20 protein-coding genes, 1 pseudogene and 1 riboswitch are annotated in these 23152 nt (G+C 71.1%); of the genes and pseudogenes, 12 read left to right on the top strand and 9 right to left on the bottom strand.

Annotated elements, in window-relative coordinates:
* Positions 1-54: 54 nt before the first annotated feature.
* Positions 55-519, top strand: coding sequence for a Rieske (2Fe-2S) protein (locus ACWIFB_RS07285; RefSeq protein WP_454057806.1), 465 nt, complete (start codon positions 55-57; stop codon positions 517-519).
* 215 nt (positions 520-734) lie between these two features.
* Positions 735-890: riboswitch (FMN riboswitch) on the top strand.
* A gap of 99 nt (positions 891-989) precedes the next feature.
* Positions 990-1727: a nicotinamide mononucleotide transporter family protein gene (locus ACWIFB_RS07280; protein ID WP_454057805.1), complete on the top strand. Its 738-nt coding sequence runs from the start codon at positions 990-992 to the stop codon at positions 1725-1727.
* 171 nt (positions 1728-1898) lie between these two features.
* Here ACWIFB_RS07280 and ACWIFB_RS07275 read toward each other — a convergent pair whose 3' ends face one another.
* On the bottom strand, positions 1899-3389 hold the full coding sequence (locus ACWIFB_RS07275) for an MFS transporter (protein WP_454057804.1): 1491 nt from the start codon (positions 3387-3389) through the stop codon (positions 1899-1901).
* Positions 3386-3997, bottom strand: coding sequence for a class I SAM-dependent methyltransferase (locus tag ACWIFB_RS07270; protein ID WP_452100598.1), 612 nt, complete (start codon positions 3995-3997; stop codon positions 3386-3388). The genes ACWIFB_RS07275 and ACWIFB_RS07270 overlap by 4 nt, the downstream gene beginning before the upstream one ends.
* 232 nt (positions 3998-4229) lie before the next feature.
* On the opposite strand from ACWIFB_RS07270, the gene ACWIFB_RS07265 reads away from it, so the two are divergent.
* Positions 4230-4946: a class I SAM-dependent methyltransferase gene (locus tag ACWIFB_RS07265; RefSeq protein ID WP_454057803.1), complete on the top strand. Its 717-nt coding sequence runs from the start codon at positions 4230-4232 to the stop codon at positions 4944-4946.
* A gap of 151 nt (positions 4947-5097) precedes the next feature.
* Here ACWIFB_RS07265 and ACWIFB_RS07260 read toward each other — a convergent pair whose 3' ends face one another.
* A complete protein-coding gene (locus ACWIFB_RS07260) occupies positions 5098-6162 on the bottom strand; it encodes a glucosyl-3-phosphoglycerate synthase (RefSeq protein WP_454057802.1) in 1065 nt (354 codons plus the stop codon).
* 79 nt (positions 6163-6241) lie between these two features.
* Here ACWIFB_RS07260 and ACWIFB_RS07255 point away from each other — a divergent pair, with 79 nt between their 5' ends.
* The 7 genes from ACWIFB_RS07255 to ACWIFB_RS07225 all read left to right on the top strand — a co-directional run bounded on the left by ACWIFB_RS07255 (position 6242) and on the right by ACWIFB_RS07225 (position 15028).
* Positions 6242-7525, top strand: coding sequence for an acyl-CoA dehydrogenase family protein (locus ACWIFB_RS07255; RefSeq protein ID WP_454057801.1), 1284 nt, complete (start codon positions 6242-6244; stop codon positions 7523-7525).
* Entirely contained in the window at positions 7522-8844 is a 1323-nt protein-coding gene (locus ACWIFB_RS07250) for a phosphotransferase family protein (RefSeq protein WP_454057800.1), read from the top strand. The genes ACWIFB_RS07255 and ACWIFB_RS07250 overlap by 4 nt, the downstream gene beginning before the upstream one ends.
* Positions 8844-9554, top strand: coding sequence for a histidine phosphatase family protein (locus ACWIFB_RS07245; RefSeq protein ID WP_454057799.1), 711 nt, complete (start codon positions 8844-8846; stop codon positions 9552-9554). The genes ACWIFB_RS07250 and ACWIFB_RS07245 overlap by 1 nt, the downstream gene beginning before the upstream one ends.
* A gap of 128 nt (positions 9555-9682) precedes the next feature.
* Entirely contained in the window at positions 9683-10492 is an 810-nt protein-coding gene (locus ACWIFB_RS07240; RefSeq protein ID WP_454057798.1) for an alpha/beta fold hydrolase, read from the top strand.
* A gap of 171 nt (positions 10493-10663) precedes the next feature.
* On the top strand, positions 10664-12856 hold the full coding sequence (locus ACWIFB_RS07235; RefSeq protein WP_454057833.1) for an MMPL family transporter: 2193 nt from the start codon (positions 10664-10666) through the stop codon (positions 12854-12856).
* Positions 12853-13548: a lipocalin family protein gene (locus tag ACWIFB_RS07230; RefSeq protein WP_454057797.1), complete on the top strand. Its 696-nt coding sequence runs from the start codon at positions 12853-12855 to the stop codon at positions 13546-13548. Before ACWIFB_RS07235 ends, ACWIFB_RS07230 begins: the two co-directional genes overlap by 4 nt.
* A 22-nt stretch (positions 13549-13570) precedes the next feature.
* Positions 13571-15028: a TIGR01777 family oxidoreductase gene (locus ACWIFB_RS07225; protein ID WP_454057796.1), complete on the top strand. Its 1458-nt coding sequence runs from the start codon at positions 13571-13573 to the stop codon at positions 15026-15028.
* Positions 15029-15076: 48 nt separating this feature from the next.
* Here the strand turns inward: ACWIFB_RS07225 and ACWIFB_RS07220 are convergent, their stop codons facing one another.
* The 3 genes from ACWIFB_RS07220 to ACWIFB_RS07210 all read right to left on the bottom strand — a co-directional run bounded on the left by ACWIFB_RS07220 (position 15077) and on the right by ACWIFB_RS07210 (position 17681).
* A complete protein-coding gene (locus ACWIFB_RS07220) occupies positions 15077-15811 on the bottom strand; it encodes a helix-turn-helix domain-containing protein (protein ID WP_454057795.1) in 735 nt (244 codons plus the stop codon).
* A gap of 65 nt (positions 15812-15876) precedes the next feature.
* Positions 15877-17178, bottom strand: coding sequence for an SPFH domain-containing protein (locus tag ACWIFB_RS07215; protein WP_454057794.1), 1302 nt, complete (start codon positions 17176-17178; stop codon positions 15877-15879).
* A 68-nt stretch (positions 17179-17246) separates the two neighbouring features.
* Positions 17247-17681, bottom strand: a complete 435-nt coding sequence (locus tag ACWIFB_RS07210; RefSeq protein WP_452100590.1) for an NfeD family protein — start codon at positions 17679-17681, stop codon at positions 17247-17249.
* Between the two features lie 109 nt (positions 17682-17790).
* Here ACWIFB_RS07210 and ACWIFB_RS07205 point away from each other — a divergent pair, with 109 nt between their 5' ends.
* Positions 17791-18681: a cation diffusion facilitator family transporter gene (locus tag ACWIFB_RS07205; RefSeq protein ID WP_452100589.1), complete on the top strand. Its 891-nt coding sequence runs from the start codon at positions 17791-17793 to the stop codon at positions 18679-18681.
* 246 nt (positions 18682-18927) lie between these two features.
* Positions 18928-19326 carry an MmcQ/YjbR family DNA-binding protein gene (locus ACWIFB_RS07200; protein ID WP_344991776.1) on the top strand — a complete coding sequence of 133 codons (399 nt, stop codon included), beginning with the start codon at positions 18928-18930 and terminating at the stop codon, positions 19324-19326.
* A gap of 72 nt (positions 19327-19398) precedes the next feature.
* Here the strand turns inward: ACWIFB_RS07200 and ACWIFB_RS07195 are convergent, their stop codons facing one another.
* From ACWIFB_RS07195 to ACWIFB_RS07185, 3 genes and pseudogenes are all read right to left on the bottom strand, one after another.
* On the bottom strand, positions 19399-21015 hold the full coding sequence (locus ACWIFB_RS07195; RefSeq protein ID WP_454057793.1) for an MFS transporter: 1617 nt from the start codon (positions 21013-21015) through the stop codon (positions 19399-19401).
* Positions 21012-22045 (bottom strand): annotated as a pseudogene (glsA, locus tag ACWIFB_RS07190) (glutaminase A). The gene ACWIFB_RS07195 and the pseudogene glsA overlap by 4 nt, the downstream one beginning before the upstream one ends.
* The gene (locus tag ACWIFB_RS07185; RefSeq protein WP_454057792.1) at positions 22045-23040 is read right to left on the bottom strand and encodes a carbon-nitrogen hydrolase family protein; all 996 of its coding nucleotides are present in this window, start codon (positions 23038-23040) and stop codon (positions 22045-22047) included. Before ACWIFB_RS07185 ends, glsA begins: the two are co-directional and overlap by 1 nt.
* Positions 23041-23152 lie beyond the last annotated feature (112 nt).

Genomic DNA, 23152 nt, shown 5'->3' with positions numbered 1-23152 from the left:
GCCTAGGACTGTCGCCGGAGTTTCCTACCACGCGGGGACGGATACCATGGCCTCATGACCGATTCCCCCGCCGCTACGTCCGCCACCAGGGTCGGGCCGTGCACCCAGCGCCGCACGGTCCTCATGGCACTTCCCGGGATCGTGCTCCTGCCGGGCATCGCCTCCGCGTGTGGCATGACCCCCACGCCCGAACCGGCCTCGACGGTGCAGCAGACCACGACCGTCCCCTCCACGACCATCGACGCCGCCGAGATCCCGGTCGGCACAGCCAAGCAGTTCAAGGCCGGCGACGAGAACGTGATCGTCGCGCAGCCCGCCGAGGGCGAGTTCGTGGCCTACTCCTCGCGCTGCACCCACCAGGGTGGAAACGTGCAGGTCGTCAAGGGCATGACGCTGCGGTGCCCGCTGCACGGCGCCGAGTACGACGCCACCGACGGCCGCAACACCCTCGCGCCTGCGCCGCGGCCGCTGGACGCCATCCCGGTCGCGGTGTCGGGCGACAAGCTGACGCTGGGCTGACGCGCAGCCCCGCCAGCCCCGCGCTGGCGGCGCTGGCCCGCCGCGACCCGCCGCCGCCTGGCCCGTCGCGGCCCGCCGCCCCACGGCCCGTCGAGAAGAGTGTTTCGCACACATCGGTCGAGTGAAATCGCCCGAAACGCTCTTTTCGATGAGCCCGTTGCGGCCAGCGCCGCCGCCCGGGTTGCGGCGGCGCGCGTGCAGGGGTAGAGATGAGAACACGTTCTCAGGGCGGGGTGAGATTCCCCACCGGCGGTGATGTCACCGGTCCCACGACCGGAGGCGAGCCCGCGAGCGCCCCGCTTCGGCGGGGGTCAGCAGACCCGGTTGGATCCCGGGGCCGACGGTCATAGTCCGGATGGAAGAGAACATCGCGCCACCTGCGCGAACCCCGGCCCACCCGGCCGTGGCGAGAGGGGTGACGCGGCATAAGCCCTGGGCCGTCTGTGTTGAGCCCGCGAAAGGGGCACACGATGAGCCTTCTCGTCTCATTCCTCGACGCGCAGTTGTTGATCGGCGGAGTCCCGATCCTGTGGCGCGAGATCATCGGCAATCTCTTCGGATTGGCCGCCGCGATCGGCGGCATGCGCCGCGTGGTCTGGGCGTGGCCGGTCGGAATCGTCGGCAACCTCACCCTGCTCACCGTCTTCCTCGGCGGCGTCTTCCATACCCCGCAGGACGTGGATCTCTACGGGCAGGCGGGCCGCCAGGTCATGTTCCTGGCGGTAGGCGTCTACGGCTGGTGGCGCTGGTCGGGCGAGAAGCGGCGGAACGCCTCGGCGGCCGCGGGCCTCGGCGGCAGCGCGGAGGGCGTCCCGGCCGTCCGGCCCCATTGGGCGACGGGTCGCCAGCGTGCGGGCCTTGTCGTCGGCATGCTCGTCGGCACCCTGGTCTTCGGCTGGGTCTTCGCCGAGCTCGGCTCGTGGGGCCCGTGGGCGGACGCCTGGATCTTCACCGGCTCCGTCCTGGCCACGTACGGCATGGCCCGCGGCTGGACCGAGTTCTGGCTGCTGTGGATCGCGGTCGACATCGTGGGCGTGCCGCTGCTGCTCAAGGCCGGCTACTACCCGTCGGCGGTGCTCTACCTGGTGTACGCGGCGTTCGTCATCTGGGGCTTCGTGGTGTGGTGGCGCGTCGACCTGGCCGAGCGGGCGGCTGCCGGCAGTCTCCCGCGAGCCCCCCGAGCGCAGGAGACGGAAACGGTCGCCTGACGCGCGGCCGTCACCGGCTCCGGTTTCGCCGCGTGGTCAGACCCGCTCACGTTTTCCCAGGACGCGTCCGCGCCAGAGCTGCATTGCGATCACGCGACGAGCACACCCTTCGGCGCGCGACCATGACCTCGGCGCCGACCGCGCCGACCGCGCCGACCAGGTCTGCCGCGTTCAGCGCCGACGTCCCCGCACCGCCGCCACCACGATGAGCGACAGCGCCGCGAGCGCGAACCCGAGCCCACGGAAATCGATCCACGCGAACACCAGCCCGGACAGCAGCCCGCCCGCCGCGCCGGACAGGGCCACGGCCACGTCGGCCTGACCCTGCACCGTCGCGCGGACGTCGAGCGGCACGGACGTGGTGAGCACGGTGGTGCCGGCAACCAGCCCGAGGCTCCAGCCGACGCCCAGCAGGATCAGCGCGAGCGCGACCAGTGCCGTCGACTGCGGCGGCGCGATCGCGGCGATCACTCCGGACGACAGCAACACGACGCCCGCCGCGATAGCCACCGTCCGCGTGCCGTACTTGTCGACCAGCCACCCGGACAGCGGCGCGGGCAGGAACATCGCGGCGACGTGCAGCGAGATGATCAGCCCGACCACGGTTACGGCGTGGTCGTGGGCGCGCATGTGCACCGGCGTCATGGTCATCAGCCCGACCATCACGAATTGCGTCAGCGCCATCACCACCACGCCGGTGATCACGTCGGCGTTCCACACGCGCGGCCGCTCGGCGGGCTCACCGGGGGAGCGCGGAGAGAAGGAGGGAGAAGGCGAGAGAGAAGCCGAAGAAGTGGACGACGACGACAACAACGCCTCCACCGCGTCGCCACTCACCGGGCCGGGTGCCCCCGCGCCGGGGGCGCGGGGCGCGCTCGCGTCGGGCCCGGCGGCGTCGTCGGGCTCGGTCGCGTCGCCGAGCTCGGGGGCAGCAGCTCGTCCGGGGCCGTCCTCGACTGCGGCCACGGCCGCCCGGCGTCGCGCCTCGATCAGCGGGTCCGGGCGCAGGAGCAGGGAGATCACGATCGCGGCGCCGCCGTACGCTGCCGCGGCGAGCAGGAACGGGCCGGCCAACGTGGGCAAACCGAGCGAGTCGGCGACCGAGCCCATGGGTCCGACGAGATTGGGGCCGGCGACGGCTCCGAAGGTGGTCCCGAGCAGCACGTAGGACAGGGACCGGCCGCGGCTCTCGGGCGTGGCCAGGTCGGCGCCGGCGTAGCGGGCCTGCAGGTTGGTGGCGGTGCCGGAGCCGTAGACGACAAAGGCGAGGAACAGCAGGGGCAGGGACCCGAGCGCGGCGGCCACGACGATCCCGATCGCCCCGAGGGCACCGAACGCGAAGCCGGTCGCCAGGCCGGGCCGCCGACCGCGGGCCTGGGACAGCCGGCCGACCAGGATCGCCGCGAGGGCGGACCCGCCGGTGAACAGCGCCGACGGCAGCCCGGACAGTCCCGGCCCGCCGAGCAGGTCCTCGGCCAACAGCGCGCCCACGGTGACGCCTGCAGCGAGACCGGCCCCGGCGAGGAGCTGGCCAAGGACGAGGACCGTCAGAATCCGTTTCTGCGCCGGATTGGCCGCCGGGTCGGGCTCGGAGAGGGCAGGTGTGGCCCCAGCGGTGAATCCAGCGGCACCGCTGCCCTCGGCGGCCCGCGGACGGGTCATCTCTCGACCCAGCTTCGGGCATGGAGCAGCACGTCCACGGCGGTGGCCTTGCCGGCGGGCCGCAGGTCGTGGCGGAGCGAGACCACCTCGAGCGCCTCGGCGCCGCGGGCGAGTTCGGTGATGCCGGGCAGCACGGTCGGATCCTGCGGCCCGCCCACACCGCGGCGCAGGTTCTCGGCGGCGTGGCCGAGGTAGACGAGGTGTCCGCCGGGCCGCAGCCAGCCGCCGGCGGCGCGTAGCACGCCCACGAGGTCGTCCATTCCGAGGTGGAGGAAGCCGATCACCACGAGGTCGACCTTCTCGGTCGGCTCCCACGCGGTGGCGTCGCCGACCACCCAGTCCACGCTGCCGCTGCGCCCCTCGTCGGAGTCCTTGGCCCGGGCCTGCTCGATCGCGACCTCGGAGAAGTCCACGGCCTCGACCCGCCAGCCGTGCGCGGCGAGCCAGCGGGCGTGCCGACCGTCGCCGCAGGCCAGGTCGATCGCGGTGCCGACAGTCAAGCCCGCGTCCTCGGCGGCCGTGACCTCGGCGACGATACGGGCGGCCGGGGTGGTGCCCCAGGCGTCGGGCTGCGCGAGGTAGCGGGCGTTCCATTCGGCTGCGTCCACGTGGGCGTCCTTTCGGTGTGTGGGGTCGGGGCCGGCGGCGGTCTGGGCCGGCGAGCCACCGGGGTGTTCGGTGTCGTCGGTGGAGGTGCTCGGTATCGCCGTGGGGTTCCAGTCTCCTCTACAGGGCGCTGCCGGGCACGGCGCGGCGCTCACTCTGGTGCCAGTGATACCCGCAAGGGTATCCGCCAGTGCCCATCGACGTGAGATCGTGGGTGCCGAGCCGGAGGTGATCATGACCGAGAACGCAGTCCGCGACGATGCGTCGTTCTTCGCCCGCGGCTGGGTCGTGGCGAGCCCGATGCTGGAGCGGTTCGGGCTGGTCAGGGCTCGTCGGCGCCTTGTCGCGGGGCTGAGCGGCACGGTGGTGGAGGTGGGCGCCGGCAGCGGTGTGACCTTCGAGCACTACCCGCCGGAGGTGACCCGTGTCGTGGCGGTCGAGCCCGACCCGCACCTGCGCACGCACGCCCGGCGACGCGCGGCCCGCGTGGCGGGCGAGGGCGCGAGGATGTCCATCGAGGTCGTGGACGCGGTGGCCGAGGCGCTCCCGCTCGCGGACGGCGAGGCCGACGCCGTGGTCTTCGGGCTGGTCCTGTGCACGGTCCCGGACGTGCCGGCCGCGCTCGCCGAGGCCCGGCGGGTCCTTCGGCGCGGCACGCAAGATCGCCACGGCGCCCAGGAGCGCCCCGGCGCGGAGGATCGGCCCGGCGGCGAGATCCGCCTGCTCGAGCACGTGCGCGCGCCCGGCCGGCTGGGCCGGTTCGCCGACGGCATCGCGCCGGTGTGGGGCCACGTCGGCGGGGGCTGTCGGCCGAATCAGGACACCGAGGCGCTGCTCGCGGCAGCAGGCTTCGACGTCGCGGCCCTGCAGACGCGCCCGTTCCCGCCGGTGGTCCCGCTCATGCCGATGCTCAGCGGCGCCTCCCGGCCTCTCGGGACCTACGCGCCCTGAATGTCACTGTGACGCCCGGTTGCGCACCCGGATTGCTTCATTCCGGGCGCGCACGTCCCCGGCGTGAGCCAGGCGACAGGGCGCGCACGTCCCCGGCGTGAGCCAGGCGACAGGGCGCGCACGTCGCGGGCGCGGGGCATGCCGGCTCGGTTCAGCGCGCCCGCACCTCGCGCATGGGCGGCCGCTCGCCGGGCGCCACCCGGATCGACTCGGAGACGAACTCGCCGGTCTCGGCATCGCGCCGGTGGAGGGTGAGGGTGTCGCCGGGCTCGTCGTCGTCGCCAACACCGCCACCCACGCCAACACCGCCACCCACGCCAACACCGCTACCCAGGCCAACACCACCGCCGCCCCAGGCCACGCGCCCGTGCCGCCGCAGCCGCTCGAGCACGGCCAGGTGCTGGTGCATCGCCATCACGGACAGCGCTGAGTCGGGGGAGTTGCGGTGCACGCGCCGCCCGAGGTCGACCTGGGCGAGCGCGTCGAGCCCGTACTCCTCGTACAGGTCGATGAGGATCCCGATGTCCACCCCGTACGCGCCGGCGAACGGGATCGACTCCAGCGCCGCGCGGGTGCCCGCGTACTCGCCGCCGAGCGGCTGGATGAACCCGGTCAGCGCGGGCCAGTGGGTGGCCAGCAGCGGCCGCGCGACGAGCTCGGTGACGCGGCCCCCGCCGGCGGGCAGGACGGTGCGGCCGTCGTCGAGGGGCCGGTCGAAGGCGCCCTTGCAGAACACCACGCCCGGCTCGGTCAGCAGCGGTCCGAGCAGCCCCACGGCGAAGTCGGTGTCGAACTCGCGCAGGTCGGAGTCGAGGAACACGACGATGTCACCGTCGGTGGCGGCCAACGATTTCCACAACGCCTCGCCCTTGCCGGGCACGTCGCCGAGGGCGGGGAGGATCTCGCCCTGCGCCACCACGCGGGCCCCGGCGCCGGCGGCCACCGCCGCGGTCGAGTCGGTGGAATGTGAGTCGACGACGACGAGCTCGTCGATCAACGGCGCCCCGATCACGAGTTCGGTGCGCAGCGCCTCGACGATCAGTCCGACCGTCGTCTCCTCGTTCCGGGCCGGCAGCACGACCGAGACACGGCGCCCCGCCTTGGCCGCCACGAGCTCGTCCGGGCGGAAATCGGCGGCCCGGTAGGTCCGGCGCGTCGACCAGGCGCGAACCGGGTCGATCCGGTCCGCGAACGCCGTACGCGAGTTGTCGGTCACCTCCGCGATCCTGCCAGAGCGGGGGAGACCCGGCCGAGAGCGGGAGAACCCGTTCACCCCGGTGTGCCACGATGCAGTCATGGATTTCTCCCCGTCCCCCCGCGCCGCTGACCTCACCGCGGCGGTCCGGGAGTTCATCGCTACTCGGATCGCGCCGGTCGAGTCACAGATCCACGCGGACATCGCCCGTCGTCGCCTGGCGGGGGAGGACTCGTGGGCGGTCGACCCGCGCGTCACGGAGTTGCAGGCGGCGGCCCGTGCGGAGGGACTGTGGAACCTCTTCCTACCCGCCGGCCACGAGGGCCCCTACGCCGAGCGCTACGGCACCCGCGGCGGCGCCGGCCTGACGAACAGCGACTACGCCCCGGTCGCGGAGGAGATGGGCCGCTCGTTCCTGGCGCCGCTGGTGTTCAACTGCAACGCCCCCGACACCGGGAACATGGAGGTCCTGCTCAAGTACGGCTCGGCCGAGCAGAAGGACCGCTGGCTGGACCCGCTGCTGGCGGGCGAGATCCGCAGCGCGTTCCTCATGACCGAGCCCGAGGTCGCGTCCTCCGACGCCTCGACCATGGCCGCGACCGCCCGGATCTCCGGCGACGAGGTGGTCCTCGACGGCCACAAGTGGTGGTCCACCGGCGTCGGCCACCCGGACTGTCGGGTCGGGATCTTCATGGGCGTCACCGACCCCGACGCCCACCGCTACCTGCGACATTCCATGGTCCTGGTGCCCATGGACGCCCCCGGCGTGACCGTGGAGCGGATGCTCACGGCGCAGGGGATGTTCGACGAGCCGCTGGGCCACGGCGAGGTGCGACTGGAGGGCGTGCGGCTGCCGGTCGACAACATCATCGCCGGCCCCGGTCGCGCCGCCGAGATCGCGCAGGGCCGCCTCGGCCCGGGGCGCGTCCACCACTGCATGCGTCTCATCGGCCTGGCCGAGCTCGCGCTGGACCTGGCCTGCCGCCGGGCGTCGGAGCGGGTGGCGTTCGGCAAGCCGATCGTCAACCTGGGCGGCAACCGCGAGCGACTGGCCGAGGCGCGCATCGCGATCGACCAGGCGCGGCTGCTCGTCCACCACGCCGCCTGGAAGCTCGACACCGACGGACAGGCCGCGGTCGAGGTCAGCGCCATCAAGGCCGCCGTCCCGCGCATGGCGCAGCAGGTCATCGACATGGCGATGCAGCTCCACGGCGGCGCCGGGATGAGCGACGATTTCCCGCTGGCCGGCGCGTACGCCACGGCGCGGGCACTGCGGCTGGCGGACGGCCCGGACGAGGTCCACCTCGGCGTCGTCGCCCGTGCCCTGCTCGCCCCCTACCGCGACGCCGCCGCGGCGCGCACCACCGCCGAGGAGAGCCGATGAGCGCACGCGACCGCCAGACCTCACGCGACCACGACCCGGCGCTGCGCCGACGCGTCCCCGGCACGGGGGAGGTGCGCGGGGAGGACTCGTTCGACGTCGAGGCCGTGGCCGCGTGGTTACGGTCGATCACCCCCGATGACCCGTCGGTGCTGGCCGGCGTGGAACTGGGCGACGACGACAACCCGGTCCTGCCGGAGGTGCGGCAATACACCGGGGGCGCCTCGAACCTGACCTACCTGCTGCGATACCCCGGCGTCGACCTGGTCCTGCGTCGCCCGCCGATCGGCACCAAGGCCCGGGGCGCGCACGACATGCGCCGGGAGCACCAGGTGCAGTCGGGGCTGCGGCCGGTGTACCCGCTGGTGCCGCGCATGGTCGGATACTGCGACGACATGGCGGTCATCGGCTCCGAGTTCTACGTGATGGAGCGGATGGCGGGCACGATCCTGCGCAAGGATCTGCCACGTGAGCTGCGCATGGACCGCGTCACCACCCGTCGACTGTCCGAGGCGGCGGTGGACGCGCTCGTCGACCTGCACTCGGTGGACATCGCGGCGGCCGGGCTCGAGGAGCTCGACCGCGGCGAGGGCTACGTGCGGCGGCAGGTCGAGGGCTGGTCCGCCCGCTACCGGCGGGCGCGCACCGCCGACGTGCCCGATTTCGCGCCGGTGATGAAGTGGCTCGAGGCCAACCAGCCCGAGGATTCGGGACACTGCCTGATCCACAACGACTTCCGGTTCGACAACCTGGTGCTGGACCCCGACGACGTCACGACCGTCGTGGGCGTCCTGGACTGGGAGATGGCCACCGTGGGCGATCCGCTCATGGACCTGGGCGGCGCCCTGGCCTACTGGGTGCAGGACGACGACGGCCCGGTGTTCAAGGCCTTCCGCCGTCAGCCCACCAACGCCGCGGGCATGCTCACCCGCCAGCAGGTGGTGGACCGGTACGCGCGGCTCGCGGGGATCACGATCACCGAGGAGCAGTGGCGGTTCTACGAGGTGTTCGGCCTGTTCCGGCTCGCGGTGATCGCGCAGCAGATCAACCACCGCTACTTCCACCGGCAGACCACCAACCCGGCGTTCCGGGCATTCCGTCCGGCCGTGGGGCTGCTCGAGCAGCGCTGCCTGCGCATCATCCGTACCGGGCACGGTGATCTCACGCCGGGCCGGATCGGGGTGCGCGACGTGCTGCCCGAGCTGCTGGCCGTGCCGCGGGTCGCGATCCCGCTGGTCGCGGGCGGCGTGCACGACGTGCGCACCAGGGTGGGCGGGATCCTCGGCGCGATCACCGGCCACGACGGAAGGGAGAATCGCTGATGGGTGCCATTCATCTCGTCCGCCACGGGCAGGCCTCGTTCGGCTCCGGCGACTATGACCGGCTGTCGGAGACCGGGCATCTGCAGGCGCGCCTGGCCGGCGAGGACATGGCCGCCCGGGGACTCCGGCCGGACGTGATCATCCACGGCGGACTGCGTCGGCAACGCGAGACCGCCGAGGGCATCCTGGCGGCGCTGCGCGAGCACGCGGACTGGGACTGCCCGGTCGAGGTCGACGAGGGCTGGGCCGAGTACGACGCCGACGAGGTCCTCGAGGCCGCGCGGGTGGCTGGACTGTCGGCCGAGCACGGCACCCTCGACACCGCCGGCTCGTCCGCGGAGGCCAAGCAGGCCTTCCAGCGCAAGCTCGACGCGGCGCTCGGCCACTGGGCTGGGCTCGAGGCGTTCGCGCAGTACACGAGCACCACGACCGCCTCGCTCGCCGCTGCCGCGGAGCGCTCGGGAACGGGGAAGACGACGGTCGTGGTGTCGTCGGCGGGCACGATCTCGTTGGCGGCCGCCGGTCTGCTGGCGGACAGCGAAGGCGTGGTGGGGCTGTGGACCCGGCTGCAGCGCGTCACCGTCAACACGGGTATCGCGCGTGTCGTGGTGGGCCGCGAGGGCATGAACTGCATCTCGGTCAACGAGCACCAGCACCTCGAGCGCGCCGCCGGCCCCGAGGACCCGCGCAGGCTCGTCACCCTGCGGTGAGCGGGACGGCGAGCCGCTGGGTTGCGCGCGGCTGAGCCGCGCGGTCGCCGATGCGGTGGCCCGCGTCACCGTATCGTGGGCCCAGGCGGCCGCGACAGCGGCTGTGACAGCTCTGACGAGGAGTCCCGATGCCCACGTTCCACCGCGGCCACACCACGATCGCCTACACCGACACCGGCGTACCCGAGGGCCGCGAGGACGCCCCGGTGGTGTTCTTCGCCCACGGACTGTTGTTCTCGGGCTGGATGTTCCACCGCCAGATCGAACACCTCCGGGCGGACTACCGCTGCGTGACCATCGATTTCCGGGGCCAGGGCAACTCGCCGCGGGCGCGGGGCGGGTACGACATGGACACGCTCGCCGTGGACGTGGCCGAGTTGCTGCGCCACCTGCAGATCCCCGTGGTGAACTTCGTGGGCCTGTCGATGGGCGGTTTCGTGGGGATGCGCCTGGCGGCCCGGCAGCCGGAGTCGGTCCACACCCTGACCCTCATGGACACCGCCGCCACAGCCGAGGAGCCCGCCAATCGCAGTAAGTACAAGACGCTGTCGAAGGTGTACCGGCTCACCGGGGTCCGGCCACTGCGTGCCCGGGTCGCGCCCATCATGTTGGCCCCGGGGAACATCGACGCCCCGTGGGTGGAAGACTGGCTGGCGGCGCTCGATCGGACGGACCGTGCGGGCCTGGCCAAGGCGATCGAGTCCGTCGCGGACCGGGACCCGTGTGAGGACGAGGCCGTCCGGATCATCGCGCCGACCCTCATCATGGTCGGCGCCGAGGATGCCGCGACGCCCCCGGCCAAGTCGCGGCGGCTCGAGGAGCTCATCGACAACACGAGCTTCCACGAGATCCCCGGAGCAGGGCATTCGCCCAGTATGGAGCGCCCGGACGAGGTCAATGCCATCCTTTCGGCGTTCCTCTCCGAATACAACGCATAGCCATATAAAAGCGCCCCACTTCATGCGCGGACAAGGGAACTGATGACAGCGGATCAATCGTCACCGGACACACCACCGGCAGACCCGGCGGTGAAGGGGCCCGTCGCGCACGGACCCGCCCGCGACAGCGGCTGGGTCGGTGTCCTCACCGGCCGGGTGACCGCCTGGGTGATGCTGCTGGTCATGCTGGTGGCCGCCGGTGCGGTGTTCGCGTTCGCGTCGTCCGGGTCCGCGTCCGAGGCTCCCAACACGCTGCCCGACGACGCCGAGTCCGCCCTCGTGGCGCAGATCCAGTCGGAGTTCCCCGACTCCGGCTCGGTTCCGGCGGTCCTGGTCGTGAGCCGGACCGACGGCGGCGAGCTGGGGCCGCAGGGCATCGCCACCGCGGTCGGCGCGGGCGAGCGGATGTCCGAGGTCGTGGGCGTCCCGGCCCAGGGGCCCATCCCGTCCGAGGACGGTGCGGCCGCCCTGATGCTCGTGCCGGTCGACTCCGAGATCCTGTCGGGCAGCGAGGGGAATGAACTCGTCGCCGACATGCGCGCCGCCGTCTCGGACGGTCTCGACGACGGAGTGAGTGCGCAGCTCACCGGTGGTCCGGCCTTTGCCGCCGACACCGCCGCAGCGTTCGAGGGCGCCGATTTCCGGCTGTTGGCCGCCACCGCGCTGGTCGTGGCGGTGCTGCTCATCATCACCTACCGCTCCCCGGTGCTGTGGCTGGTCCCGCTGATCATCATCGGAGTCGCCGACCGGGTCGCCTCGCTCGTCGTCGCCGCGCTCGGGGAGGTCGTGGGCGTCACCGTCGACGGCTCGACGTCGGGCATCGTCTCCGTCCTCGTCTTCGGCGCCGGCACAAACTACGCGCTGCTCCTCGTCTCCCGCTACCGCGAGGAACTGCGCAAGAACGAGGACAGGCGCGGCGCCCTGCGCGCCGCGTACCGCGGTGCCGTGCCCGCGATCCTGGCCAGCAACATCACCGTCGTCCTGGCTCTGCTCACCCTGCTGCTGGCGACCCTGCCCAACTACCGCTCGCTCGGTATCTCCGCGGCAGTCGGGCTGATCATCGCCGTGATCTTCGCGCTGATCGCACTGCCCGCCGCGCTCGCCGTGTGCGGCCGGGGTCTGTTCTGGCCGTTCATCCCGCGCCCCGCCACTCCCGCCCCCACGGGCTCCGCGGTGGGCTCCGCGACGCGGGGCGAGCATGAGCAGCACGGCAAACACGAACTGCACACGTCGACGACCCCCGCCGGCTTCGACGACGAGGTCCCGCCCGGGATCTGGGGCCGGATCGCCTCGCGTGTGGTCCGGAGGCCCGTCACCGTTCTGGTGTCGTGCGTGTTGCTCCTGGTCGTGCTGGCGTGCGGGCTCCTCGGCACGCGCGTGGGACTGAGTCAGACCGAGCAGTTCCGCACCGCGTCCGAATCAGCCGCAGGTCTGGAGACGGCGGCCGAGCACTACCCGGCCGGCGTCACCGACCCCGTCACGATCGTCACCCGTACGGGAACCGAGGGGCAGGTCCTCGAGGCCGTCCAGGACGTCACGGGCGTGGTCTCCGCTACCCCGTCGGGAGAATCCGGCACCGGCTGGAGCCGGGTGAACGTCGTCTTGGACGCCGCTCCGGCCACCGAACGCTCGGAGGAGAGTGTGCTCGGCCTACGCGACGCCGTCGACACGGTCCCCGGCTCCGAGGCGCTCGTCGGTGGTTCGGTCGCCAAGGCGGTCGACACCTCCGAGGGCAACGTCCGCGACTTCACGCTGATCGCGCCGCTCATCCTGCTGGTGGTCTTCGTCGTCCTGATGCTCGTGCTGCGGTCCCTGATCGCCCCGTTGCTGGTGATGGCTGCCACGGTGTTGTCGTCGGTCGCCGCGCTCGGGCTCGGCACCTTCGTCACCACCCAGATCCTGGGCTTCCCCGGACTGGACGTCTCGGTGCCGCTGTACAGCTTCCTGTTCCTGGTGGCGCTGGGCGTGGACTATTCGATCTTCCTGACGATCCGCGCCCGGGAGGAGGCGGCCACCCACGCCACCCGCGAGGCCATGGTTCGTGCCGTCGCGCTGACCGGCGGCGTCATCACCTCCGCCGGCATCGTGCTGGCCTCGGTGTTCGTGGTGCTCGGCGTGCTGCCGCTCATCGTGCTCACCCAGGTCGGCGTGATCGTGGCGCTCGGCGTGCTGCTCGACACCTTCGTCGTTCGCACGCTCGTCGTCCCGGCACTGTTCACCCTGGTCGGTGACAAGGTCTGGTGGCCCGGTAATCCGCGGAGCGGCGCCGGCGCCCGTACCTCCCGGAATGCACACGACACCTCCGGTTCCGCTCACAGCACCAACGCCACCCCCGCCGATACCGCACAGGAGATCCACTCATGAATCCGCTCCGCGCTACCCGAATCCGCTCACTGGTCACCATCTCGGTGATCGCGCCACTGCTCGCCGCCGGTCTCGGGGCCGCCCCGACCGCAGGCGCCCAGGACCTCACCGACGGAGGACGCCTGGGGGGCGGTTCCTCGCAACTGCTGCCCGACGGCGTCGCGCTCGGCTCCGTGGGGGGACCCGAGCTCAGCCAGGTCGACTCCGTCGACCTGGAGAGATATGCGGGTCAGTGGCATCAGGTGGCCGCCATCCCGCAGCCGTACACGCTGCAGTGCACCAACGACACCAAGGGCGAGTACGAGATCACCTCCCCCGGCACGGTGTCGGTCCGCAACACTTGCGGTTCGGCCGTCAGCTCCGATTCCGTGATCGAGGGTGAGGCCACCGTCCGCGACACCGACACCAACGCCTCGCTCCGGGTGAACTTCCCGATGGTTCCGTTCCAGGACGAGAACGGGCCCGTCAACTACCGGATCACCTATCTGGCCGACGACTACTCGGTGGCCATCGTGGGTGATCCCACCCGGTCTTCGGGATTCGTGCTCAGTCGTGAACCGGTGCTCGCTCCCGAGCAGTGGTCGACGGTGCGACAGGTGATCGAAAACCGGGGTTGGTGGTCGTGCGCCTTCCTCACCGTTCCGATGGCAGAAGGCCGCGGCGATGTGACGCCGCTGTGCCTGCTGCCCTGACGAGAGTGATGGGTGCGGTCCGATGAGCATCGACGTCAGCTGCACGGTTCCCGTGCCCCCGGCCGAGGCGTGGCGCTACCTCGCCGCGCCGGGCGCGCTGCGGCGGCTGTCCCCACCGTTCATGTCCTTGCGCCCGGTGCACGAGGCGGGATCGCTGCGCAACGGCGAGGCCGTACTCGAACCCCGAACCGCCCTGCCGGGACCGCTGGCCGCACGGTTCGGCCCCCGGTGGGTCGCGCGGCACGACCCCCAGGGTTTCGTCGACGGCGAGCGCTTCGTCGACCGCTGCGTGTCCGAGCCCTACGCCACGGCGACCGGCTGGGTGCACGTGCATACCGTGACCGCCGGACCGACCGGCACCGCCATGCTCGGCGATCGCGTCGAGGCCCGCGTCCCCGAGCCGATGCTGACGCGTGTGTTCGCCTACCGGCACCGCCAGATGGCCGCCGATCTGGCGACGATCGCGCAGTTCGGCTCGGCAGCGGCGCCGGCGGCGACGCCCCTGACCGTCGCGGTGACGGGTGCGTCTGGCCTTATCGGCACGGCGGTGACCGCGCTCCTCGGCGTCGCGGGGCACCGCGTCATCCGGCTGACCCGCCCGGGCGGTGGCCTCAACGCCGGTAGAGACGACGCCGGGAGTTACGACGACGACAACGCCGTCGACCCCGCCCCCGCTCACCGGTCCGAGCGCATCTGGGACCCGGCCGCTCCTGCGACTGATCTGCTCGACGGCGTCGACGTCCTGGTCCACCTGGCCGGCGCGTCGATCGCCGGTCGTTTCACCTGCAGCCACCTGCGGAAGGTTCGCGACAGCCGGACCGACCCCACCCGCCGGCTGGCGGAACTCGTGGCCGCGCGCGACGGCGCTACCGCGATGGTGTGTGCGTCGGCCGTCGGCTTCTACGGCGCCGACCGCGGCGGGGAACCACTGTCCGAATCGGCGGCCAACGGGACCGGGTCGCTCGCCGCGATTGTCGCGGATTGGGAGCGCGCCTGCGAACCCGCCCGGCAGGCCGGTGCGCGCGTGGTGAACGTGCGGACCGGGCTCGTGCTCTCGGCGGCCGGCGGGATGCTGCCGCCGCTGGCGGCGATCACCCGGACCGGCCTGGGCGGTCGCCTCGGCTCCGGGCGGCAGTGGATGTCGTGGATCTCGCTCGACGACCTCACCGACATCTACCTGCGGGCGATCGTCGACCCGGCGCTCGCCGGTGTCGTCAACGGCACCGCGCCGGAGCCGGTCACCAACGCGGACTTCACGCGGGAACTCGGCGCTGTGCTGCATCGCCCGACGGTGGTCCCGGTGCCGGGGTGGGCACCTGGGCTGCTCCTCGGCACGCGGGGCGCCGACGAACTCGCGTTGGCGGATCAGCGGGTCCTGCCTCACGCGCTGACCGAGCTCGATCATCACTTCCGCTACCCGCGACTGCGTGAGGCGCTGGAACACGAACTCGGTGCGGAGAGCCTGCCCACCGCGCTGTAGCGGCGCTTGGCGTGACGAGCAGGGTTCCCCGGCGCTGTTGTCGGACGCTCAGCGCTGCAAGATCATCGGGACGAGCACGCGCCGCGCGAGGCCACGGATTTCGTCCTCGGACTGCACGAGCGGCGGGCCGTCGGGCATCACCACCAGCGAGTGGAGGAACCGGCCGACGGCGCTGCCGACCTCGCGCGACAGGTCCTCGACCTCCGTGTCGGTCATCGCGCGGGTGTGGACGTCGGCGTCCCACGTGTTGCGGACGAACTCCGCGACGATCTCGGTGATCGCGGCGAGCACCGAGTCGGACTGCCCGGCCAGCACGGCCATGGTCTCGATCTTGTCCACCTCGATGAGCCGGCGGACCAACTCGCTCTCGCGGATGTCGAACACCGTGCCCACGAGCAGATCCTCGACGTGCCGCACCGGGTCCCATTCCAGCGACTCGAACGACGTGAACCGGGCGTTGACGGACATCATCAACCGCTGTGCCTCGTGCGCGTAGATGGCGCGGAGCATCTGGTCGCGCGTCCCAAGTCGCCGGTAGAGGGTCACCCGGGTCACGCCGGCCGCTCGTGCGATGACGTCCGTGCTCGACGCCTTGATCCCGCGCTCGGCGAGGACCGAACACGCCACCTCGATGATGCGGATGTCCTCCGCGTCATGAACGACAGCGGCGCCGCCGTCCGCATCCTCCGCAGAAGGGCTGTCGGAGGATGCATCACCGGACGCTGTGCTGTCAGGCACTGCGTCGGCAGGACGGTCGGCGCCGCGGCGAGTGTTACGTGTCACTCTTTCATGTTACGACCTGTGGGTGGGCCGTGAGGCGTCACCGTGGAGCTGGTCGACGCAGATGGTCAGCGGGACTGCTCGCCCTCGACCGGGTAGGCACTGTAGCTGCTGGGCGAAGTCCCAGGCTGTGGGGCCTGCGGCCCGTCGATTGCGGCTGTGCCGGCCTGTCCGGGTGCAGCCTGGCCAGATGTAGAGGGGTCGGGCGCGGCCCCACCCTCGGATTCGGGAACCATGTCGAACACGCCGGGCCTCGGCTTGCTCGCGCGGGTCTCCTCCTCGTCGACCGAGGTGGTGCCCTTCGCCGCGGCCTCCGCCATGGCGACGGACCGCGCGATCTCGGGATCGGTGGAGGTGTCGAACCACGCGTCCGGCGCGGACGGCAGATCCGCATCCGTGTCGACCTCGGAGGGTTCGTAGCGGAACACCCCGTCGTCGTCCTTCTTCGCGACGGCCTTGACGAAATTCTCCAGCGAGTCGCCGAATTGCGACGGGATCATCCACATGGTGGCGGCGTCGCCCTTGGCCATCTCCGGCAGATTCTGCACGTACTGGTAGGCCAGCATCTCCGGCGTCGGCTTGGACGCCTTGACCGCCGCATTGACGCGGGCGATCGCCGCAGCCTGGCCCTCGGCGACGAGGTAGCGCGCCGCACGCTCACCCTGCGCGCGCAGCATGCGGGACTGGCGATCGGCCTCGGCCGAGAGGATGGCCGCCTGCTTGTTGCCCTCGGCGTCGAGGATCGCGGCCTGCTTGGCGCCCTGCGCCGTGGTGATCGCAGCCTCGCGCTGGCCCTCGGCGGTGAGGATGGTGGCGCGCTTCTCGCGGTCGGCGCGCATCTGCTTCTCCATCGAGTCCTGGATGGAGGGAGGCGGATCGATCGACCGCAGCTCGACGCGGGCCACACGCAGTCCCCAGCGACCCGTCTCGGAGTCGAGCACGCCACGCAGCTGCTTGTTGATCATGTCGCGGCTGGTGAGCGTCTGCTCGAGCGTCAGACCGCCGACGACGTTACGCAGTGTCGTGGTGGCGAGCTGCTCCACAGCGATGATGTAGTTGTTGATCTCGTAGACCGCCGACTTGGGGTCGGTGACCTGGAAATAGACGACCGTGTCGATGCTCAGCGTGAGGTTGTCCTCGGTGATCATCGACTGCGGCGGGAAGGTGACGACCCGCTCGCGCAGGTCGACCTTGGCACGCACCCTGTCGATGAACGGGATGATCAGCGTCAGCTGACCGCTGGCGGTTCGTTGGTAGCGACCGAGCCGCTCGATGACGGCGGCCTCCGCCTGGGGGATGAGCTTGACCGAGCTCACCACCACCGAGGCGATTAATATGACGATGACGGCAAGGAAGATCAATCCACCCATGGCATTCCTCTGGTTGTGTCGTGCGTGTCGGGTTTATTGGTCAGACCGATGCGGAGTCCGCGACGGTCCTAGAAGCCGCGCACGACGATGGCCGTGGCGCCCTCGATCTCATGCACGAGGATCTTCTCGCCCGCGGCGAACGTCTCGCCCTCGATGAGCGGCCGCGCCGTCCAGGTGTCCCCGGAAATCTCGATCAGCCCGCTCGAGGAGTCGATGGCCTCGACGACGGTTCCGTCCCGCCCGGTCAGCGCTGCGGTGTTGGTGTCGTGCTCCGGCAGTGCCGCGAGGAGACGACGTCGGACGACCGGGCGCACGGCGACGAGCATGATGACGGAGACGAGGGCGAACGCCAGAGCCTGCCCCCAGATCGGCACGCCGAGGAACGCCGCGCCCGCACCCCCGAGCGCCCCGGCGGCCAGCATGAGCAGAAACAGTTCGCCACCCGCCGCTTCTCCGGCGGCGAGCAGCACTGCTGCCCCGAGCCAGATCAGTCCTACGTGCATGTCACGAGACTACCGGCATCACGCTGCCCGGGAGGGCGGTCCCGAGGGTCGGATCGGGGCGGACGAGCGCCGGAGCGGGACCGCTGGTGGTCGGACTAGGCTCGTCCGCGTGTCGATACTCAAGAAGTTCGCGTGGCTCTCGGTGGCCACGGCGATCGTCACCATCGTGCTCAAGATGGCGGCCTGGTATGTCACCGGTTCGGTGGGCCTGCTCTCCGATGCCGCGGAGTCGGTGGTCAACCTGGTCGCCGCCCTCATCGCGGTCGGGGCGGTGACCGTCGCCGAGCGACCGGCCGACGACGACCACCAGTACGGACACTCCAAGGCCGAGTACTTCTCGGCGGGCGTCGAGGGCGCGATGATCTTCATAGCCGCCGCGTTCATCCTCGTGGTGAGTGTCGAGCGCATCATCAATCCGGCACCGCTGGAATCCATGGGCGTCGGCCTGGCGATCTCGGTGGTCGCCGCGGTGATCAACGGGATCGTCGGGGCGGCTCTCGTGCGAGCCGGCACCACACACCGCTCGCCGACCCTCAAGGCGGACGGCAAGCACCTCATCACCGACGTGATCACCTCCGTCGGCGTGGTGGTGGGCCTGACGCTCGCGTGGCTCACCGGGTGGGAGATCCTCGACCCGTTGGTGGCGATAGGAGTGGGGCTGAACATCCTGTTCATCGGCTACAAGCTGGTCAAGGAATCCGGGATGGGGCTGATGGACGCAACCCTCCCGGAAGAGGACAACCGGGCGATCGAGGAGGTGCTGGATCGCCATCGCGAGCCGGGGCGCGTCGACTTCCACGAGTTGCGCACCCGTGAGTCAGGCAAGTGGCGCTTCGTCGAGTTCCACGCCCTGGTGCCGGGGGACTGGAGCGTCGATCGCGGGCACGACCTGGTGGAGACGGTCGAGCAGGAGATCCACGCGGCCCTGCCGAACTCCCACATCGCCAGCCACCTCGAGCCGATCGAGGACGAGCGCGCCTACAACGACGTCCATCTCTGATCTGCCCGCGGGGTAGGTCGCGCGGGGCGCGGGCCGCAGAAAGCCGGCCGGGTGTGCCGCCCGCGCTGCCGGGCCGCGGGGTGCCGGCCGGGCCGGGTCTGCCGCTCGCGCTGTTGTCGCGTGGTCGCAAATCTTGCTGGCGCCAGGGCCTGTCCTGGGAGAATGTGAGCGGGTCAGACCACTCGGCGAAATTCGGTTCGCGCAAGTCGCGCAGTCCGGCCCGGCCCCGGTCGTATTCTTATCCGCGTGGCACACCCGATCATGTTCGACGCCGACGATCCGCTGCTCGCCCGGCTGCGGGGCATCTGCATGGAGTTCCCGGACGCCGCGGAGAAGATCTCCCACGGCCGGGTGGTCTGGTTCACGACCAAGGTGTTCGCGGTCTACGGCGGCAAGGTCAAGGGCGACCACGCCGATCCGTTGCTCGATCGGGCCCTGCTCGTCCTTCCGGATCCGGCCGAGCGTCTGGCGCTGGACCAGGACGAGAGGTTCCACGTGCCCGCCTATTACGGCCCGGCCGGGTGGCTGGCCCTGCCGCTGGACGCAGGCGACGTGGACTGGGATGAGGTGGCCGAGCTGGTCGAGTCCTCGTACCGCCAGACGGCGGGCGTCCGCCGGGTGGCGCGGCTGGACGAATCCCGCTGAAGGGCCCGGCCGCCGCCCGACCGGCCGACCGACCCTGCAGGCCGGGGCCGGCCGGTCAGCCGGGGAACCGCACTAACCGGCGGCGATCTCGTGCGGCCGATAGCGCGGCAGCCGCGACGCCGGCAGGATCGCCAGCGCGCTGATCCCGGCGAGGATCAGCAGCCCCATCTTGAGGGCCCGCAGGCGCTCCTCCTCGTTGAGCTGCACCGCGTAGTCGATCTGCTCGGCGGTGGCGTCGGTCCGGGCCAGCACCTCGTCGAGGTCGTCGTTGGACACGAAGTTCACGCTGTCCAGGTCCACCTGCGCGATGAGCTCAGGCGGCAGCGCCGGGTGCTCGACCACGGCCCTGCCGATGCCGACGCTGAGCAGCGCCACGAGTAGCGCGCCGACCACGGCCGTGCCGACCGCGGAGGCGAGGTTCTGGGTGCTGCCGCGGATCGAGCCCACGTCGCCGGCGAGCTCGGCCGGGGCGGAGGTGACGAGGACGTTGAACACGAGCGTCACGAGCGCGCCCTGGCCGATACCGAACGCCACCAGCCCGATGATCGTGGGCAGCGTCTCCCAGTTGTTGTTCACCACGAACGACAGCCACACCAGCGCGGCGGTGGCCAGCGTGAACGCGGCGACCCCGATCGTGCGCGGGCTGAACCGCTTGTAGAAGCGCACGATCAGCGTCGCGGTGATGAACACGGTGATGTTGAAGGGCATCATCGCCAGCGACGTCTCGAACGGGGTGCGTCCCTGCACCACCTGGATGTAGAGGGGCACGGTGAAGTTCAGGGCCGCCTCGAGCGCCACCACGATGAACATCGCGTACACGGCCGCACGTTCGCGCCCCGAACCGAGAACCGACAGGTCGACCAGCGGGACCTTGCCCTCGCGGATGCGGCGCCTCGTCCACAGGAAGAACGCCTGGCCCAGGACGATGCCCACCACGATGAGCATCGGGGCGGGCGAGATCCCCCCGAGGTCGAACGGCGCGCCGGGCCCGGCGAAGAACGCGCCCCACGCGTTGAGGTTGTTGAACCCCAGGGTGAGGACCATGATCGCGATGCCGATGAGGAACGCGGCCACCACGTCGATCGTGATCGACGAGTCGCCGCGGTCGGACCGCAGCGTGAAGCTCAGCGCGAACACGGCGACCGCGATCGCGAACACGATCCAGAAGACGGGCCGCCAGCCCACGAGGGTGCCGAGGGTGCCGCCGATGAGGAACGCGCTCACGCCGGCCAGCGCGCGGGCAGACCCCAGCGAGCCGATCGCGGTGGCCTGCTGGTCACCGCTGTAGTTCTCGGCGATCAGCGCCACCAGCGCGGGGACGATGATCGCCGCCGCGGCGCCGGCGAGGGCCTGCCCCGCGATCGCCCAGCCCACCGAGGGGGAGAAGATCATCATGAGGGAGGAACAGGCGAAGACGACGACGACGATACGGAAGATCCGCACCCACCCGAGGCGTTGACCGAGTTTGGCCCCGGTCATCACCAGGGCTGCCACCACCAGGCCGTAGATGACGATCGTCGACCCGGCGACCGTGGGAGGGACCCCGAAATCGGAGACCATCCCGCCGATCGAGATCGGTAGCGCGGAGACGTTGAACGACATGACGATCTGGCCGAGGAAGAGCCCGACCATCGGGAGCCAGGACCGGCGTTCCTCCTGCTCGTGGTGCATGGGCGTCGTGGTGGTCATGAACGTGTCCTTTCCGCTGCGACGGTCCCGCCGATCCGCGCGTCCGCATCGGAGGCGAAGAGGTTGAGCCCGAGGGCTCGCGAGAGGTAGGCGATCGCCCGCTGGCCGCGCACGCTGTTCCCGGCCGAGTTCAGGCGGGGCGAGAACGCGCCGATCGCGCCCTTGCCAGGGGCGATCGCGACGATCCCGCCGGCCACCCCGGACTTGGCGGGGATGCCGATCTCGAACAGCCACTCCCCGGATCTCTCGTACATGCCGCTCGCGGCGAGCATCGCCAGCGTGTCGCGGCAGACCTCGGGGGAGACCACCTGCTCGCCGGTCACCGGGTTCGCGCCGCCGTCGGCGAGGGTCGCGCCCATGACCGCCAGATCCTCCGCCGTCACCAGGAGGGCGCACTGCCGGGTGTAGACGTCGACGATCTCCAGCGGGTCGGCGTCGAGCCGGCCGTAGCTCTCCAGGAGTCGCGCGATCGCCTTGTTCCGGTGATTGCTGCCCATCTCCGAGGCGTACACCGTGCCGTCCATGGTCAGCTGACGGCCCGCGAACGCGGACAGGCCGGTCCGGATCAGCTCCCACTTCTCGGCCGGGGTGGCGCCGGGCATCAACGCGGTGGTGGCGATCGCGCCCGCGTTGACATCGGGTTCATGGGGTGGCCGTCGTTCAGTTCGATCGCCATCACCGAGTTGAAGGGCAGGCCGGTGTTGTTGACGCCCACCCGGTCCTTGACCACCTCGTGCCCGTACTCGCGGCAGACGAGGGCGTAGACGAATGCCTTGGACACCGACTGGACTGTGAAGGTGTGGGCGCTGTCGCCGACCCTGTGAACCGCACCGCTGACCTCGCTCACGGCGAGACCGAACAGGCCGGGGTCGGCCTCGGCGAGGACGGGGATGTAGTCCGCGACCGTGCCGTCGTGCAGGTCGCGGTAGCGCTCGTGGGCGGTGACGGTGAGCGATTCGACCTCGTCCCAGCCGGGGAGCCGGCCGGTCGACACGCGTTGCGGGACTCCCGCCGATTCCGATGTGATCATCAACCTCCCGTCGCGGCCCGCAGGCCTGCTGTCCGCCCTGACCGCCTGTAGTAACTCCGACCCGCCAGATTCTGTTGGTGCCAGTATCCGCGCACCAGTAGCGGCAGATCCGGAATCCAGAAATCTTCTCCCACCGGAATGACGCCACCGCGGGCCCCGAGCTCGACATCTGCAGAGACGACGCCGGGCCCCTCTGTGGTCCGCCGGGAGGCCAGGACGGTGCCGTCCGGGTCGACTATCTGCGTGGCTCCCACGAACTCGGTCTCGTAACTGACGGAGAGATCCGATCCCGGTGCCAGCAGGAAGTCCGATCGGATCGATCCGCAATGGGAGGCCTGCAGCACCGGCACCCCCAGCCGCCGGGCGAACTCCGCGGGCGCGTTCTCCGACAGCGCGCGGTTGCGCCGGGCGACCGGAGCCAGCGCCCGCGAGGCGAGCCCTCCCCAGTTGCTCGGCACGGTCCACCAGTGCGTGCCCGTCATCGCGATATCGATCCGACCCCGCAGCCTGTGCACGGTCTGGTTGCGGATGAGCTCCCAGCAGCTCGCGACCCCCACCCCGCCGAGCGCGGTGTCGAACGCGCCGTCGTCGTGGCCTCCGGTGTAGAAGCAGTTCTCCCACATCGTCGGCAGGTCCTTGTCATGAGTGTGGACGCGGCCATCGGGTTCGACCAGGTGATAGCGGTTGTAGACCTCGTCGTCGTCGGCGATCAACATCGAACCGCCGATCGTCGCGCCGTACCGCGCGGCCAACCGTCGGAACATCTCCACCGCCGCGTTATCGCGCGGCAGCACCGCCGCGTGGACCTCGGCGCGCATCGGCACCGGCGACGTGCAGAACTCGGGCACCGCGATGAGTTTCGCGCCCCGCTCGCCGGCCTCGACGATCATCGCCTCCAGGCGTTCCAGCGTGAGGTCGACCCGCCCGGGCACGCCCTCCAACTGGATCGCGGCGGCGTGCACGCGGCGGAGCGGGGAGTCGACGTGATCCGGCATGGATTCTCCTGGAGGGCGGTGAGCGAGATTGATGCTGCGCGGCCATCGGGCAGGCCACGTGACCTAGGATCGAAGTCTGCAAATCCCCACGGTTTGTCAGGTGGATTGTTCT

The organism is Dietzia sp. NPDC055340 (assembly GCF_053645335.1).
This window is presented reverse-complemented; position numbering and strand designations above follow the sequence as displayed.

Coding starts and splice junctions, on each gene's coding strand:
- ACWIFB_RS07215 (WP_454057794.1), bottom strand. CDS start 17,178: ATGGGTGGATTGATCTTCCTTGCCGTCATCGTCATATTAATCGCCTCG.
- ACWIFB_RS07265 (WP_454057803.1), top strand. CDS start 4,230: ATGACCGAGAACGCAGTCCGCGACGATGCGTCGTTCTTCGCCCGCGGC.
- ACWIFB_RS07185 (WP_454057792.1), bottom strand. CDS start 23,040: ATGCCGGATCACGTCGACTCCCCGCTCCGCCGCGTGCACGCCGCCGCG.
- ACWIFB_RS07195 (WP_454057793.1), bottom strand. CDS start 21,015: ATGACCACCACGACGCCCATGCACCACGAGCAGGAGGAACGCCGGTCC.
- ACWIFB_RS07275 (WP_454057804.1), bottom strand. CDS start 3,389: ATGACCCGTCCGCGGGCCGCCGAGGGCAGCGGTGCCGCTGGATTCACC.
- ACWIFB_RS07255 (WP_454057801.1), top strand. CDS start 6,242: ATGGATTTCTCCCCGTCCCCCCGCGCCGCTGACCTCACCGCGGCGGTC.
- ACWIFB_RS07210 (WP_452100590.1), bottom strand. CDS start 17,681: ATGCACGTAGGACTGATCTGGCTCGGGGCAGCAGTGCTGCTCGCCGCC.
- ACWIFB_RS07280 (WP_454057805.1), top strand. CDS start 990: ATGAGCCTTCTCGTCTCATTCCTCGACGCGCAGTTGTTGATCGGCGGA.
- ACWIFB_RS07240 (WP_454057798.1), top strand. CDS start 9,683: ATGCCCACGTTCCACCGCGGCCACACCACGATCGCCTACACCGACACC.
- ACWIFB_RS07230 (WP_454057797.1), top strand. CDS start 12,853: ATGAATCCGCTCCGCGCTACCCGAATCCGCTCACTGGTCACCATCTCG.
- ACWIFB_RS07235 (WP_454057833.1), top strand. CDS start 10,664: ATGCTGCTGGTCATGCTGGTGGCCGCCGGTGCGGTGTTCGCGTTCGCG.
- ACWIFB_RS07225 (WP_454057796.1), top strand. CDS start 13,571: ATGAGCATCGACGTCAGCTGCACGGTTCCCGTGCCCCCGGCCGAGGCG.
- ACWIFB_RS07250 (WP_454057800.1), top strand. CDS start 7,522: ATGAGCGCACGCGACCGCCAGACCTCACGCGACCACGACCCGGCGCTG.
- ACWIFB_RS07245 (WP_454057799.1), top strand. CDS start 8,844: ATGGGTGCCATTCATCTCGTCCGCCACGGGCAGGCCTCGTTCGGCTCC.
- ACWIFB_RS07285 (WP_454057806.1), top strand. CDS start 55: ATGACCGATTCCCCCGCCGCTACGTCCGCCACCAGGGTCGGGCCGTGC.